This is a genomic window from Pseudomonas mangiferae, from assembly GCF_007109405.1.
GTDB classification, from domain to species: domain Bacteria; phylum Pseudomonadota; class Gammaproteobacteria; order Pseudomonadales; family Pseudomonadaceae; genus Pseudomonas_T; species Pseudomonas_T mangiferae.
This window is the reverse complement of record NZ_VJOY01000016.1, coordinates 37,684-52,470: the sequence shown is the minus strand read 5'-3', so window position 1 is coordinate 52,470 and position 14,787 is coordinate 37,684. Positions and strand designations below refer to the sequence as shown.

Sequence of the window (14,787 nt, the reverse complement as noted above, 5' to 3'; positions counted from 1 at the left end):
CGATTGTCGGACACGCCGGATGAACGGTAGCAACGGGGTGCTGTCTGTGAATTTAAGCGCCGCGCATACGCCCCGTTTCGGTCCGATGCACCGGGCATTGTAAGGCGATAGGGGCCTGATTAGACTGCGCGGCGATTCGCCAATCCACCTCCACGCAACTCAAGGATCGACATGATCAAGAAATGCTTGTTTCCGGCTGCCGGTTACGGTACTCGCTTCCTGCCCGCCACCAAGGCCATGCCGAAGGAAATGCTGCCGGTGGTGAACAAGCCGCTGATCCAGTATGGCGTCGAAGAGGCCCTTGATGCAGGCCTTAGCGAAATATCCATCGTCACCGGGCGTGGCAAGCGGGCCCTGGAAGACCACTTCGACATCAGCTACGAGCTGGAACACCAGATCAAGGGCACCGACAAGGAAAAATACCTGGTCGGCATCCGCCGCCTGATCGACGAATGCAGTTTCTCCTATACCCGCCAGGTCGAAATGAAGGGCCTGGGACACGCCATCCTCAGCGGTCGTCCGCTGGTGGGCGACGAGCCGTTCGCCGTGGTGCTGGCGGACGACCTATGCTTCAACCTCGGCGGTGATGGCGTGCTGACCCAGATGGTCAAGCTCTACAACCAGTTCCGCTGCTCCATCGTGGCGATCCAGGAAGTGCCGCCGGAAGAGACCTCCAAGTACGGCGTGATCGCCGGCGAGATGATCCGCGACGATATCTTCCGGGTGAACAGCATGGTCGAGAAGCCCAAGCCGGAGGACGCGCCGTCCAACCTGGCGATCATCGGGCGCTACATCCTCACCCCGGACATCTTCGATCTGATCCAGCAGACCGAGCCGGGCAAGGGCGGTGAGATTCAGATCACCGACGCGCTGATGAAGCAGGCCCGCGATGGCTGCGTCCTGGCCTACCGCTTCAAGGGCAAGCGCTTCGATTGCGGCGGCGCCGAAGGCTACATCGACGCCACCAACTATTGCTTCGAGAACCTGTACAAGACCGGCAAGGCGTACTGATCGTCGCACCGGTGAAAAGCCATCCTTCACGGATGGCTTTTTTTATGGGCGCAGCGAGGCCAGGCGCCTGGCTGGCCTGCCGGTCGGCTTCCGGTATGCTGGCGGCTTGAATGGAGAACTGCCATGAACCATGACTTCGATCTCTTTGTAATCGGCGCCGGCTCCGGCGGTGTACGGGCCGCCCGGTTTTCCGCGGACCTCGGTGCCCGGGTGGCCGTGGCCGAGAGCCGCTACCTGGGCGGTACCTGCGTCAACGTCGGGTGCGTACCGAAGAAGCTGCTGGTCTATGGCGCCAGCTTCACCGATACCCTGGCCCACGCCGCCGGCTATGGCTGGGATGTGCAGGGCGCAGCGTTCGACTGGGCGACGCTGATCGCCAACAAGGACAAGGACATCCAGCGCCTCAATGGCATCTACCGAAACCTGCTGGTGAATGCCGGCGTGCGAATCCTGGAGGGGCACGCGCGCCTGATCGACGCCCACACCGTCGAGGTGGACGGGCAGCGCTTCAGTGCCGAGCGCATCCTCATCGCCACGGGTGGCTGGCCCCAGGTTCCGGATATCCCCGGCAAGGAGCTGGCGATCACGTCCAACGAGGCCTTCCACCTGAAGGCGTTGCCCACGCGCGTGCTGGTGGTGGGTGGCGGCTACATCGCGGTGGAGTTCGCTTCGATCTTCCATGGCATGGGTGCGAAGACCAGCCTGTTATACCGGCGTGACCTGTTCCTGCGGGGCTTCGACCATGACGTTCGCCTGCACCTCAAGGAGGAACTGGAGAAGAAAGGCCTCGACCTGCGTTTCAATGCCGATATCGCCCGGCTCGACCGCTTGGAGAACGGGGCCATCCAGGCCACCTTGCGGGACGGAAGCCAGCTGGAGGCGGATTGTGTCTTTTACGCCACGGGGCGTCGGCCCATGCTGGATGGCCTGGGATTGGAGAACACGGCCGTGGAACTGGACGACCGCGGCTTCATCGAGGTGGACGATGACTACCAGACCCGGGAGCCCTCGATCCTGGCCATCGGTGACGTGATCGGCCGGGTGCAACTGACGCCGGTGGCCCTGGCCGAAGGGACGGCGCTGGCGCGGCGGCTGTATGCCCCGGACCAATACCGTCCGCTGGATTATCAGGCGATCCCCACCGCCGTCTTCAGCCTGCCCAACATCGCCACGGTCGGCCTGACCGAGGAAGACGCGCGCAAGGAGCATACGGTGAAGGTCTATGAGAGTCGGTTCCGGCCGATGAAGCTGAGCCTTACCGACGATCCCGAGCGTACCTACATGAAGCTGGTGGTGGATACGGAGAGCGACCGGGTACTGGGCTGCCACATGGTGGGGCCGGAGGCCGGGGAGATCATCCAGGGGCTGGCAGTGGCCTTGCGGGCTGGCGCCACCAAGCGCGTGTTCGACGAAACCATCGGCGTGCACCCGACCGCGGCAGAAGAGTTCGTCACCCTGCGCAAGCCGCGGGATGCCTGACGTTCATGCAGACCCTCTTCTATATCGCCGACCTGTTCGGCGTGGCGGTGTTCGCCATCACCGGGGCGCTGATGGCGGGGCGCAAGTCCATGGATCTGTTCGGGGTGCTGGTAATCGCGGTGATCACTGCCTTGGGCGGCGGCACCCTGAGGGACGTGATCCTTGGCAATCACCCGGTGAGCTGGATTCGCGACGACACTTATATCCTCGTCGCGTCCCTGGCGGCGGTGGGGACCGTATTGTGGGTGCGCCTGACCCGGCCGATCCATGAGACCGGCCTGCTGATAGCCGACGCCTTCGGCCTGGCGGTGTTCACCGTGTACGGGACCGAGGTCGCGATGCGCCATGACGTGCCCCTGAGCACGGCGGTGATCATGGGCGTCATCACCGGGGTGGCCGGCGGGGTCATGCGGGACATCATCTGCAACGAGATACCGCTGATCTTCCAGAAGGAAATCTACGCCACCGCCTGCATCGCCGGTTCGCTGGTCTTCGTCGCCCTCCTGGGCGTGGGGGCGTCCCACGGTGTGGCCACCGTGCTGGCGATGCTGGTGGTGTTGCTGACGCGCCTGTCGGCGATCCGCTGGCACCTGGCGTTGCCCAGCTTCCACCTGCTGGACCGGGACAAGGCCTGATAACAGGATCGGGTTGGAAGCGCCGCCATCCGGTCAGCATCCTGCGGGCGCCGACCGGATGGCGGGTGTTTCACACGCCGTCTTCCAGGCTCAGGGCCTCCGGCGCCAGTCCCAGCGCATCGGCGCATGCCCGCAGGGAGCGCCGCTGGCTCGCGGCGTACAGAGCCAGCTCATCCTGCACCGGCGAACCCAGCGCGGCCTCGAAGGCCGACCGATTGCCGCCCTGGCTGTAGTCGCCCCGAGCGGCTTCGCCCAGGTTGGACTGGAATATCCCCGCTGCGCTGACCGGCAGGAAATCCTCATAGACCAACGGCTCGTAGGTGAGGTGGCCCGCGTCCAGCAACGCGTCCAGGTCGGTCGGGCGTCCCGGGTCCTGGCGGGCGGCCAGGCCCCGGCGCGTGGGGAAGTAGCGGAAGTAGGCGAGTCCGCGTTGGCGCAGCGCTTCGTAGTCGTCCGGCATCTCGGCAAAGTGCTCGGACAGGCGCGCCAGGTAGCGTTCGGGATCGCTGTCGTCCAGTTGGGTGCGGGCGCTCGCCAGCAGGCGATCGTACAGGGCCCGGCCCGCCGGGGTGAGGGCTGCGCCGCGCTGCTCGATTTCGCCGAACCGGGCGGTGTGGCTGCCCGGCTGGGCCTCGCCGTCGGAGCCGAGAAACGCCACCTCTTCCTGCAGAGCCTTGAAACTGGTCTGTCGCAGCAGGATCGGGCACGTCCGCGGCGGCGGGCCCTCGATGACCGCCTTGGGCGTGATGCCCCGGGTCGGCATGGTCCGCTGCACGGCGTCGATGTCCAGGGTTCGCGGCGTGAGGTGGTTGATGTGAGGGCCCTTGAACGCCACGACATCGGCCACCAGGCGGTGCTGTTCGTTGAGCTGGCGGTAGGTCTCGGCGTCCACCGTGGCCTGGCGGTGCCAGCGAAACGTCTCCAGCGCCTCGACGACGAAACGGACAGCGTCGTCCGCTTCCAGCCCGCCGTCACGCTCGTGCGTCTCGATCAGGCGCAAGGCCTCGGGCGTGAAGATCCGGCGTCGGGCGAGGAGGGCGGTGGCCCGCTCTCGCAGGGCCGGATCGTCGATCAGCTCCAGGCGCAGCAGGGAGGTGAAGACCCGGAACGGGCTGCGCTGCAGGGCGTCCTCGTGAACGGCGCGAAAGGCGGTGGAGTGCACCGGTACGCCGGCGGTGGACAGGTCGTAGTAGCCCACCGGCTGCATGCCCATCACGGCGAACAACCGGCGCAGGGTCGCCAGCTCGTCGGCCGTGCCCACACGGATGGCACCGTGGCGCTCCAGGTCCAGGCGCTCCCGCTCGCCGGTCAGTGCCAACTGTTCCGCCAGCGCCGGCCTGTCCGCCAGGACGTTCCGGTTGACCTCCGCTACCAGCGCCAGCAGCTCGCCATAGAGCGGGACCTCGCTGCGGTACAGGTTCGACATGGCTTGGGAAAAACGCGCACGGATCTCATCCGGCGGGACGAAGGCCTGGGCAGTCATGAGCGGCTCCTGTGAAAGGCGGGCGATGGACGATTCTCACCAGCCGCCGTGCCGGAGACAAACGACTAATGCTCGGGCAATCATTCTGCGGAGGAATGCAAGGCCGCCGGGTCCGGCGTGGCCTGAGGTTCGATCCGCTCCCTCACCCAGTCGACGAAATGGCGGATCTTCGGCACGTCCACGGCATGCTCCGCGTAGGCCATGAAGTAGCTGCCGGAGCCGGCCAGGGGATACGTCCAAGGAATCACCAGCTTGCCCTCGTCCAGTTCGTCCTCCACCAGGAAGCGCGGCACCAGCGCGACGCCGCAGCCCACCTGGGCGGCGCGGATGCACATGTAGAACGTTTCGAAACGCGGCCCGTGGTAGCTGTGCTCGCTGTGCAGGTTCTGGGCGAGAAACCACTCGTGCCACGCCTGGGGGCGGGAGGCGCACTGCAGGAGCACCAGGCGGGTGAGGTCCAGCGGGCTGCCCAGGGGCGAGGCGGGCAGCAGCTCCGGGGCGCAGACCGGCACCACCTCCTCGCCGAACAGCGGGATGCACTCGGCGCCCGGCCAGGCACCCTGGCCGTAGAAGAACGCCACGTCGGCCTTCGCCTGCATCAGGTCGAAGGGGGCCAGTTCGTTACGAATGTCCAGGTGGATGTTGGGATGGCGATGGCGGAACCCCTTCAGGTGGGGAATCAGCCAGCGGGCGCCGAAGGTGGGCTGGGTGGCGACCTTGAGCACTTCGGTCTCGCCCCCGTAGGACAGGATGTAGTGGGTGGACATCTCCACCTGGGCGAGGATCTTGTTCACTTCGGCCAGGTACAGCGAGCCGGCCGGAGTGAGTTGCAGGCGCCGGCGGATGCGGCGGAACAGCAAGTGCTGGAGCATCTGCTCCAGCTGGGCCACCTGCTTGCTCACGGCGCTCTGGGTGAGGTGCAGTTCCTCCGCCGCCCGGGTGAAGCTCAAGTGCCGCGCCACTGCCTCGAAGCACTGCAGGGCCGCCATGGAGGGCATCAATCGTTTCGACATGGCTCGTTCCGATGCTTTCATGAATGCAGGGAATGATAAGGCGAATAAAGGTCGTTTGTTGGCCCGCCGGAATCGGTTCGATACTGCCCGGGTTCTAGGCGACCGCTACGGGAGACTCGCGATGATTGACGGACTGCTGGCAAAACTGGGCGTGGATGCGCAACGCCTCGGGCAAGGCGACCATCCGGTTCGCTCGCCGATCGATGGCCGCCTGCTGGGCAAGGTCCGGCTGGAAGGCGCGGAGGTCGTGGCGGGCAAAGTGGCCCGTGCCCAGACTGCGTTCGAAGCCTGGCGGCAAGTGCCGGCGCCCCGGCGCGGAGAGCTGGTCCGCCTGTTCGGCGAGGCACTGCGGGCGCACAAGGCCGAGCTGGGCGAACTGGTCTCCTGGGAGGCCGGCAAGATCACCCAGGAAGGGCTGGGCGAAGTCCAGGAGATGATCGACATCTGCGACTTCGCCGTGGGGCTGTCGCGCCAGTTGTACGGCCTGACCATCGCCTCCGAGCGCCCTGGCCACCACATGCGCGAGACCTGGCACCCGCTGGGGGTGGTCGCCGTCATCAGCGCCTTCAATTTCCCGGTGGCGGTCTGGTCATGGAACACCGCACTGGCGCTGGTCTGCGGGAATGCAGTGATCTGGAAGCCGTCGGAAAAGACCCCGCTCACCGCGTTGGCCTGCCAGGCGCTGCTGGAACGTGTGCTGGCCGGGTTCCCCGAGGCGCCGGAAGGGCTCGCTCAAGTCCTGATCGGTGCACGCGACGCGGGGGAAGCCCTGGTTGACGATGCCCGGGTGGCGCTGGTGAGCGCCACCGGCAGCACCCGCATGGGACGCGAGGTCGCCCCGCGCGTGGCGGCCCGCTTCGCCCGCAGCATCCTTGAGCTGGGTGGCAACAATGCGATGATTCTGGCCCCCAGCGCGGACCTCGATCTTGCGGTGCGGGGCATCCTGTTCAGTGCGGTGGGAACCGCTGGCCAGCGCTGCACCACCCTGCGGCGGCTGATCGCCCACGAGTCGGTCAAGGACGAGATCCTGGCGCGACTGCGTTCGGCCTATGGCAAGGTTCGCATCGGCCATCCGCTGGAAGGCAACCTGGTCGGCCCGTTGATCGACCGGCAGAGTTTCGATGCCATGCAGGCGGCCCTGGAGCAGGCGCGTGCGGAAGGCGGCCAGGTGTTCGGCGGCGAGCGGCGGCTGCAGGATGGTTACCCGGATGCCTACTACGTGGCTCCGGCCATCGTCGAGATGCCGACGCAGAGCGACGTGGTGCGCCATGAAACCTTCGCGCCCATCCTCTATGTCCTCACCTACCGCGACTTCGACGAAGCGCTGCGGTTGAATAACGAGGTGCCCCAGGGACTGTCGTCCTGCCTGTTCACCACCGACGTGCGCGAAGCCGAGCGTTTCCAGAGTGCTGTCGGTAGCGATTGCGGCATCGCCAACATCAATATCGGCACCAGCGGGGCGGAGATCGGCGGCGCCTTCGGGGGCGAGAAGGAAACGGGCGGCGGGCGCGAGTCCGGCTCGGACGCCTGGAAGGCCTACATGCGCCGGCAGACCAACACCATCAACTATTCCCGGGAGCTCCCGCTGGCCCAGGGCATTACCTTCGATTGAATTCCGGTGGCCGTCTCGGCGGTCAGGGCGCGTTGCGTGGAGAAACGAGCATGAGCGGATTGCATCGGCAGTGCCTGTGGGAATACCTGACGCCGGAGCGCCCACAGGCCGGGGCGCTGGAAGGCGAGCGGACGTCGGATGTCTGCGTCATCGGCGCCGGCTTCACCGGCCTGTCGGCGGCGCTGCATCTGCTGGAGGCCGGCTATTCGGTCTGCCTGCTGGAGGCTCACGAAACGGGGCATGGGGGCTCGGGGCGCAACGTCGGCCTGGTGAATGCCGGAACCTGGATTCGCCCCGATGACGTGGAAGCGGCGCTCGGTTCCACCGTGGGGGAGCGCCTCAATAGTGTGCTGGGGCAGGCACCGGCGGAGGTGTTCGCCCTGATCGAGCGCCTCGGCATCGAATGCCAGGCGAGGCGCGACGGCACCTTGCACATGGCCCACAACCCCGCCGGTGTGGCCGATCTGCAGAAGCGCGCGAGCCAGTGGCAGCGGCGGGGTGCCCGGGTGGAGCTGCTGACCGGCCCGCGTTGCGAAGAATACTGCGGCACCGACAAGGTGGCGGCGGCCTTGCTGGACCATCGGGCCGGCACCCTCAACCCCATGGCCTATGCGTGCGGGCTGGCCGCGGCCGTCCAGCGGAGGGGAGGCGCATTCTTCCATCATTCGCCCGTCGAGCGCCTGGAGCGCGAGGGAGGGCAGTGGCGCGTACTTACCGCAAAGGGCTCGGTGCGGGCAGAGCGGGTGATCATCGCCTCCAACGCCTACACCGAAGGCGAATGGACCGACCTGAAGCGGCATTTCTTCGCCGGCTACTATTACCAGCTCGCTTCCGTACCCCTGAAGGGCGCGGCGGCCGAACGCATCCTGCCCCACGGGCAGGGCTCCTGGGATACCCGTACCGTCCTCAGCAGCATCCGGCGCGACGCCGATGGCCGCCTGGTCCTCGGGAGCCTGGGGAATGGCGCGAACAAACCGGACTGGTTCCTGCGCAGTTGGGGCGACCGGATCCAGCGCCATTATTATCCAGGCCTGGGGCGGGTGGACTGGCAGTTCGCCTGGACCGGTCGCATCGCCTTCACACCCGACCACCTCATGAAGGTTTTCCAGCCCGCGCCCGGCTTGATGGCGGTAACGGGGTTCAACGGCCGCGGGGTGACCACCGGCACGGTGTTCGGCAAGGCGTTCGCCGCATTCATCCAGCGTGACGACCCCGCCGAGCTTCCGGTTCCGTTCCAGACAGCCCGACCGGTTTCCGCCCCTGCGCTGCGCGGACATCTCTACGAAGCCGGTTTCAGCCTGTATCACGCCGGGCAGTGCCTGCGGGTAGTGCTCTGAGGGTTGCCCGAGGGCCGGGAAACGGGCGTTTCGGCGTTGTGGCGGGTCGCTCGTTGCGCAGGGTGACTTCTGCCAGGCGAGCCACTAGAATGCATGCCCTTGATTCTGGGGCCGGGACGGCCGGCTATGTCTGTGCAACGAGGATTATCCATGCAAGTTTCTGTTGAAAGCACTTCCGCTCTCGAGCGCCGCATGACCATCGGGGTGCCGGCCGAGCGTATCGAGACCGAAGTCACCAAGCGTCTGCAGCAGACCGCTCGTCGCGCCAAGATCGCCGGCTTCCGCCCGGGCAAGGTTCCCATGAGCGTCATCCGTCAGCGCTACGAAGACGCTGCGCGCCAGGAAGCCCTGGGCGACCTGATCCAGTCCACCTTCTATGAAGCCGTCGTCGAGCAGAAACTCAACCCGGCCGGCAGCCCGGCCGTCGAGCCCAAGGTGTTCGAGAAGGGCAAGGACCTGGAATACATCGCGACCTTCGAAGTCTTCCCGGAATTCGAAGTCGCCGGCCTCGAAGGCATCTCCATCGAGCGTCTGCAGGCTGACGTAGGCGACGCCGACGTCGACAACATGCTGGAAATCCTGCGCAAGCAGAACACCCGTTTCGAAGCGACCGAAGGCCGTGCCGCCGCTGATGGCGACCAGGTGAACATCGACTTCGTCGGCAAGATCGACGGCGAAGCCTTCGCTGGTGGCTCCGCCAAGGGTTCGCTGCTGGTCATCGGTTCCAAGCGCATGATCCCTGGTTTCGAAGAAGGCCTCGTGGGTGCCAAAGCAGGCGAAGAGCGCGTGCTCAACCTGGCCTTCCCGGAGGACTACCAGAACCTCGAGCTGGCCGGCAAGACCGCTGAGTTCACCGTCACCGTGAACAGTGTCGCCGAGCCGAAGCTGCCGGAACTCAACGAGGAGTTCTTCGGCCTGTTCGGCATCAAGGAAGACGGCCTGGACGGCTTCCGTGTCGAAGTCCGCAAGAACATGGAGCGCGAGCTGCGCCAGGGCATCAAGGCCAAGGTCAAGAACCAGGTCATGGACGGTCTGCTGGCCGCCAACCCCATCGACGTGCCCAAGTCGCTGATCGCCAACGAAGTCAACCGCCTGCGTACCCAGGCCGTGCAACAGTTCGGCGGCAACATCAAGCCGGACCAACTGCCTGCCGACCTGTTCGAAGAGCAGGCCAAGCGCCGCGTGGTGCTGGGCCTGATCATCGCGGAGTTGGTCAAGCAGCACGAGCTGAAGCCGGACGAAGCCCGCGTTCGCGAGCTGATCGAGGAAATGGCTTCGGCCTACCAGGAACCCCAGCAGGTCGTGTCCTGGTACTACAAGAACGAGCAGCAGATGAACGAAGTGCGCTCGGTTGTACTGGAAGAACAAGTTGTGGATACTGTCCTGCAGAAGGCCAAGGTGACCGATAAAGCGGTCTCCTACGAGGAAGCGGTCAAGCCTGCCGAGACGCCTCAGGCAGCCTGAACCGTCCACTAGCCGACCATAAGCCAGCCTCAGCGCTGGCTTATGCGTTTAGAGGCATGACATTCAATTAAGGGAGTGATCGCTGGACATGTCCCGCAATTCTTTTATGCAGCAAATGCCTGAAATCCAGGCCGCCGGCGGCCTCGTGCCGATGGTCATCGAGCAGTCCGCCCGTGGCGAGCGTGCTTACGACATCTATTCGCGCCTGCTGCGCGAGCGCGTGATCTTTCTGGTCGGCCAAGTCGAAGACTACATGGCCAACCTGGTGGTCGCGCAGTTGCTGTTCCTCGAGGCGGAGAACCCTGACAAGGACATCCACCTGTACATCAACTCTCCCGGTGGTTCGGTAACGGCGGGCATGTCGATCTACGACACCATGCAGTTCATCAAGCCGGACGTCTCCACCATCTGCATTGGCCAGGCCTGCAGCATGGGCGCGCTTCTGCTCGCGGGTGGTGCGGCGAAGAAGCGCTACTGCCTGCCGCATTCGCGGATGATGATCCACCAGCCGCTCGGCGGCTTCCAGGGCCAGGCTTCGGATATCGAGATTCATGCCCGGGAAATCCTTACCATCCGCGAGCGCTTGAACAAGATCCTGGCGGATCACACCGGTCAGCCGCTGGATGTCATCGCCCGAGATACCGACCGCGACAACTTCATGAGCGGCGACGAGGCGGTCAAGTACGGCCTCATCGACCAGGTGCTCGACAAGCGTCAACTGGCGGGCTAAAGGCCTGTCTTCACGCCGTGGCCGGAGTTCTCCGGCCACCCGGCGGGCTTGAAAATGCCCGCATTTGCCTTCATCTTGTGTTTCAAGCCTATCGGATTGGATCGATCGAATGACTGATACCCGCAACGGCGAGGACAATGGCAAGCTGCTCTATTGCTCCTTCTGTGGCAAAAGCCAACACGAAGTCCGCAAGTTGATTGCTGGCCCCTCGGTCTTTATCTGCGACGAATGCGTCGACCTGTGCAACGACATCATCCGCGAGGAGGTCCAGGAAGCCCAGGCCGAGAGCAACGCGCACAAGCTGCCGGCGCCCAAGGAGATTCGCAACATCCTGGATCAGTACGTGATCGGTCAGGAGCGGGCGAAGAAGGTGTTGGCGGTAGCTGTCTACAACCATTACAAACGTCTCAATCAGCGCGACAAGAAAGACGATGTCGAACTGGGCAAGAGCAACATCCTGCTCATCGGTCCTACCGGCTCCGGCAAGACGCTGCTCGCAGAAACCCTCGCACGTCTGCTCAACGTGCCGTTCACTATCGCCGACGCCACGACTCTCACCGAGGCGGGCTACGTGGGTGAGGACGTCGAGAACATCATCCAGAAATTGCTGCAGAAGTGTGACTACGACGTGGAAAAGGCCCAGATGGGCATCGTCTACATTGACGAGATCGACAAGATTTCTCGTAAGTCCGACAACCCGTCCATCACCCGTGATGTTTCCGGCGAGGGCGTTCAGCAGGCGCTGCTGAAACTCATCGAGGGCACCGTCGCATCGGTACCGCCGCAAGGTGGACGCAAGCATCCGCAGCAGGAATTCCTGCAAGTGGACACCCGGAACATCCTGTTCATCTGTGGGGGGGCGTTCTCCGGTCTGGAGAAGGTCATCCAGGCCCGTTCGACCCGCGGCGGCATCGGCTTCAATGCCGAGGTCCGCAGTCAGGACCTTGGCAAGCGCGTGGGCGAGACGCTAAAAGATGTCGAACCGGACGATCTGGTCAAGTTCGGGCTCATTCCGGAGTTCGTCGGCCGGTTGCCGGTGCTGGCGACCCTGGACGAGCTGGACGAAGCGGCCCTCATGCAGATCCTGACCGAGCCGAAGAACGCGCTGACCAAGCAGTACGGCAAGCTGTTCGAGATGGAAGGGGTCGATCTCGAGTTCCGCTCCGATGCGCTGAAGGCGGTATCGCGTCGTGCGCTCGAGCGCAAGACGGGTGCCCGTGGCCTGCGCTCGATCCTGGAAGGCATCCTGCTGGATACCATGTACGAGATTCCTTCCCAGTCCGACGTCTCCAAGGTCGTCATCGACGAAAGTGTTATCGAAGGCACCTCGAAGCCCCTGCTGATCTACGAAAACACCGATCAGCCCGCCAAGGCGGCACCGGACGCCTGACCTTCACGAAGGGGCCTGCGGGCCCCTTTGCATTTCTGTCCGCTCGCTTGTTTTTTCCAAGGACCGCCCCCATCTTAGGTCTAGGATACCCATCTGTTACGGCCGGAAGGCCGCCGTAGAGTCCATACCCATGAAGACTACCGTCGAACTGCCCCTCCTGCCTTTGCGCGATGTCGTCGTCTATCCGCATATGGTCATCCCCCTGTTCGTAGGGCGCGAGAAGTCGATCGAAGCCCTCGAAGCCTCCATGACGGGCGACAAGCAGATTCTGTTGCTGGCACAGAAAAATCCGGCGGATGACGATCCGAGTGAAGACGCGTTGTACCGCATGGGGACGATCGCCACTGTCCTGCAGTTGCTGAAGCTTCCCGACGGTACCGTGAAGGTCCTCGTGGAGGGTGAACAGCGCGGCGCTGTCGAGCGGTTCGTCGAAGTCGACGGGTACTGCCGGGCCGACGTGCAACTGATCGAGGAAGTGGATGCCGGCGAGCGCGAGTCGGAAGTCTTCACACGCAGCCTGTTGAGCCAGTTCGAGCAGTACGTGCAGTTGGGTAAGAAGGTGCCTGCCGAAGTGCTGTCGTCGCTGAACAGCATCGACGAACCGGGTCGCTTGGTGGATACCATGGCGGCGCACATGGCGCTGAAGATCGAGCAGAAGCAGGAAATCCTCGAGATCACCGATCTGTCTGCCCGGGTGGAACACGTGCTGGCGCTGCTGGATGCGGAAATCGACCTGTTGCAGGTGGAGAAACGCATCCGTGGGCGTGTCAAGAAGCAGATGGAGCGCAGCCAGCGAGAGTACTACCTGAATGAGCAGATGAAGGCTATTCAGAAGGAGCTGGGCGACATCGACGAAGGCCACAATGAAGTCGAGGAGCTGAAGAAGCGTATCGACAATGCGGGCCTTTCCAAGGAAGCACTCGCCAAGGCCAACGCCGAACTGAACAAATTGAAACAAATGTCGCCGATGTCTGCGGAGGCCACCGTAGTCCGCTCGTACATCGACTGGCTGGTGAACGTGCCGTGGAAAGCCGAAAGCAAGGTGCGCCACGACTTGGCCAAGGCCGAAGATATTCTCGATGCCGACCACTATGGCCTCGAAGAGGTGAAGGATCGCATCCTCGAATACCTTGCCGTGCAGAAGCGCGTGAAGAAGATCAAGGGGCCAGTGCTCTGCTTGGTAGGGCCCCCCGGGGTCGGCAAGACCTCCCTCGCGGAATCCATCGCTCGTGCCACCAACCGAAAATTCATCCGCATGGCGCTGGGCGGCGTGCGTGACGAGGCCGAGATTCGGGGGCACCGTCGCACCTATATCGGCTCGATGCCGGGTCGGCTCATCCAGAAGATGACCAAGGTAGGCGTGCGCAACCCGCTGTTCCTGCTCGACGAGATCGACAAGATGGGCAGCGATATGCGCGGGGATCCGGCATCCGCCTTGCTCGAGGTCCTCGACCCCGAACAGAACCACAACTTCAACGATCACTACCTGGAGGTCGACTTCGACCTGTCCGACGTGATGTTCCTCTGCACCGCCAACTCCATGAATATCCCGGCGCCGCTGCTGGATCGCATGGAGGTAATTCGTCTACCCGGGTACACGGAGGACGAGAAAGTGAACATCGCCGTGAAGTACCTCGCGCCCAAGCAGACCCAGACCAACGGGCTGAAGGCTGGGGAGCTAGTGTTCGATGAGACCGCCATTCGCGACATCATTCGTTACTACACGCGCGAGGCGGGTGTTCGCAGCCTGGAGCGCCAGATCGCCAAAGTCTGCCGCAAGGCGGTGAAAGAGCACGCCCACGAAAAACGCTTCAACGTGACCGTCACCGCCGACTCCCTGGAGCATTTCCTGGGGGTACGCAAATATCGTTATGGCCTGGCCGAGCAGCAGGACCAGATCGGCCAGGTAACCGGCCTGGCCTGGACCCAGGTGGGGGGCGAGCTGCTCACCATCGAGGCGGCCGTGGTGCCGGGCAAGGGCCAGTTGACCAAGACCGGCTCCCTGGGCGACGTCATGGTCGAGTCCATCACGGCGGCCCTCACCGTGGTGCGCAGCCGCGCGAAGAGCCTGGGCATTCCGCTGGATTTCCACGAGAAGCGCGATGTGCACATCCACATGCCGGAAGGCGCCACGCCCAAGGACGGCCCCAGCGCCGGCGTGGGCATGTGCACCGCATTGGTCTCCGCTTTGACGCAGATCCCGGTGAGGGCCGATGTGGCCATGACCGGCGAGATCACGCTACGTGGCCAGGTGCTCGCCATTGGTGGGCTGAAAGAAAAACTCCTGGCGGCACATCGGGGCGGAATCAAGACCGTGATCATCCCCGAAGAGAACGTCCGCGATCTCAAGGAAATTCCGGAAAATATCAAGCAGGACCTGTCTATCAAGCCGGTCAAATGGATTGACGAGGTCCTGCAAATTGCGCTGCAATACGCGCCGGAGCCTTTGCCCGATGCGGCTCCCGATATAGTCGCAAAGGATGAGAAGCGCGAGGCAGATTCCAAGGAGCGAATCAGCACTCACTAACCGGTGGGCTTCCTTGACACGTCCCAGAGGCACTTATATAAAGCGCCTTTCGGGTCTTGGCAGCCATCAGCACCGCTTCGCTACGCTAAACCAACTAGAAACAACT

Annotated in this window: 11 protein-coding genes; 9 read left to right on the top strand and 2 right to left on the bottom strand. The window is 64.0% G+C overall.

Going from position 1 to position 14,787, the window contains the following annotated elements; translation table 11 throughout:
• Positions 1-171: 171 nt before the first annotated feature.
• From galU to FM069_RS18125, 3 genes are all read left to right on the top strand, one after another.
• Positions 172-1,011: a UTP--glucose-1-phosphate uridylyltransferase GalU gene (gene galU / locus FM069_RS18135; RefSeq protein ID WP_143489784.1), complete on the top strand. Its 840-nt coding sequence runs from the start codon at positions 172-174 to the stop codon at positions 1,009-1,011.
• A gap of 123 nt (positions 1,012-1,134) precedes the next feature.
• Positions 1,135-2,490: a glutathione-disulfide reductase gene (gene gorA / locus FM069_RS18130; RefSeq protein WP_143489783.1), complete on the top strand. Its 1,356-nt coding sequence runs from the start codon at positions 1,135-1,137 to the stop codon at positions 2,488-2,490.
• 5 nt (positions 2,491-2,495) lie between these two features.
• A complete protein-coding gene (locus tag FM069_RS18125) occupies positions 2,496-3,125 on the top strand; it encodes a trimeric intracellular cation channel family protein (protein WP_143489782.1) in 630 nt (209 codons plus the stop codon).
• Positions 3,126-3,195: 70 nt separating this feature from the next.
• On the opposite strand, the gene hglS is transcribed toward FM069_RS18125, so the two are convergent.
• Both hglS and FM069_RS18115 read right to left on the bottom strand, forming a co-directional pair.
• Positions 3,196-4,608, bottom strand: a complete 1,413-nt coding sequence (gene hglS / locus FM069_RS18120) for a 2-oxoadipate dioxygenase/decarboxylase HglS (RefSeq protein WP_143489781.1) — start codon at positions 4,606-4,608, stop codon at positions 3,196-3,198.
• An 80-nt stretch (positions 4,609-4,688) separates the two neighbouring features.
• Positions 4,689-5,621, bottom strand: coding sequence for a LysR substrate-binding domain-containing protein (locus FM069_RS18115; RefSeq protein ID WP_143489780.1), 933 nt, complete (start codon positions 5,619-5,621; stop codon positions 4,689-4,691).
• Positions 5,622-5,742: 121 nt separating this feature from the next.
• On the opposite strand from FM069_RS18115, the gene amaB reads away from it, so the two are divergent.
• The 6 genes from amaB to lon all read left to right on the top strand — a co-directional run bounded on the left by amaB (position 5,743) and on the right by lon (position 14,681).
• Positions 5,743-7,233 (top strand): L-piperidine-6-carboxylate dehydrogenase, encoded by a 1,491-nt coding sequence (gene amaB, locus FM069_RS18110; protein ID WP_325063572.1) that lies wholly within the window; start codon positions 5,743-5,745, stop codon positions 7,231-7,233.
• Between the two features lie 50 nt (positions 7,234-7,283).
• The gene (gene amaA, locus FM069_RS18105) at positions 7,284-8,570 is read left to right on the top strand and encodes an L-pipecolate oxidase (RefSeq protein ID WP_143489779.1); all 1,287 of its coding nucleotides are present in this window, start codon (positions 7,284-7,286) and stop codon (positions 8,568-8,570) included.
• 150 nt (positions 8,571-8,720) lie between these two features.
• Positions 8,721-10,034: a trigger factor gene (gene tig / locus FM069_RS18100; protein ID WP_143489778.1), complete on the top strand. Its 1,314-nt coding sequence runs from the start codon at positions 8,721-8,723 to the stop codon at positions 10,032-10,034.
• Between the two features lie 88 nt (positions 10,035-10,122).
• Positions 10,123-10,764, top strand: a complete 642-nt coding sequence (clpP, locus tag FM069_RS18095) for an ATP-dependent Clp endopeptidase proteolytic subunit ClpP (protein ID WP_143489777.1) — start codon at positions 10,123-10,125, stop codon at positions 10,762-10,764.
• Between the two features lie 109 nt (positions 10,765-10,873).
• On the top strand, positions 10,874-12,154 hold the full coding sequence (gene clpX / locus FM069_RS18090) for an ATP-dependent Clp protease ATP-binding subunit ClpX (protein ID WP_143489776.1): 1,281 nt from the start codon (positions 10,874-10,876) through the stop codon (positions 12,152-12,154).
• 130 nt (positions 12,155-12,284) lie between these two features.
• Positions 12,285-14,681 (top strand): endopeptidase La, encoded by a 2,397-nt coding sequence (gene lon, locus FM069_RS18085; protein ID WP_143489775.1) that lies wholly within the window; start codon positions 12,285-12,287, stop codon positions 14,679-14,681.
• Positions 14,682-14,787 lie beyond the last annotated feature (106 nt).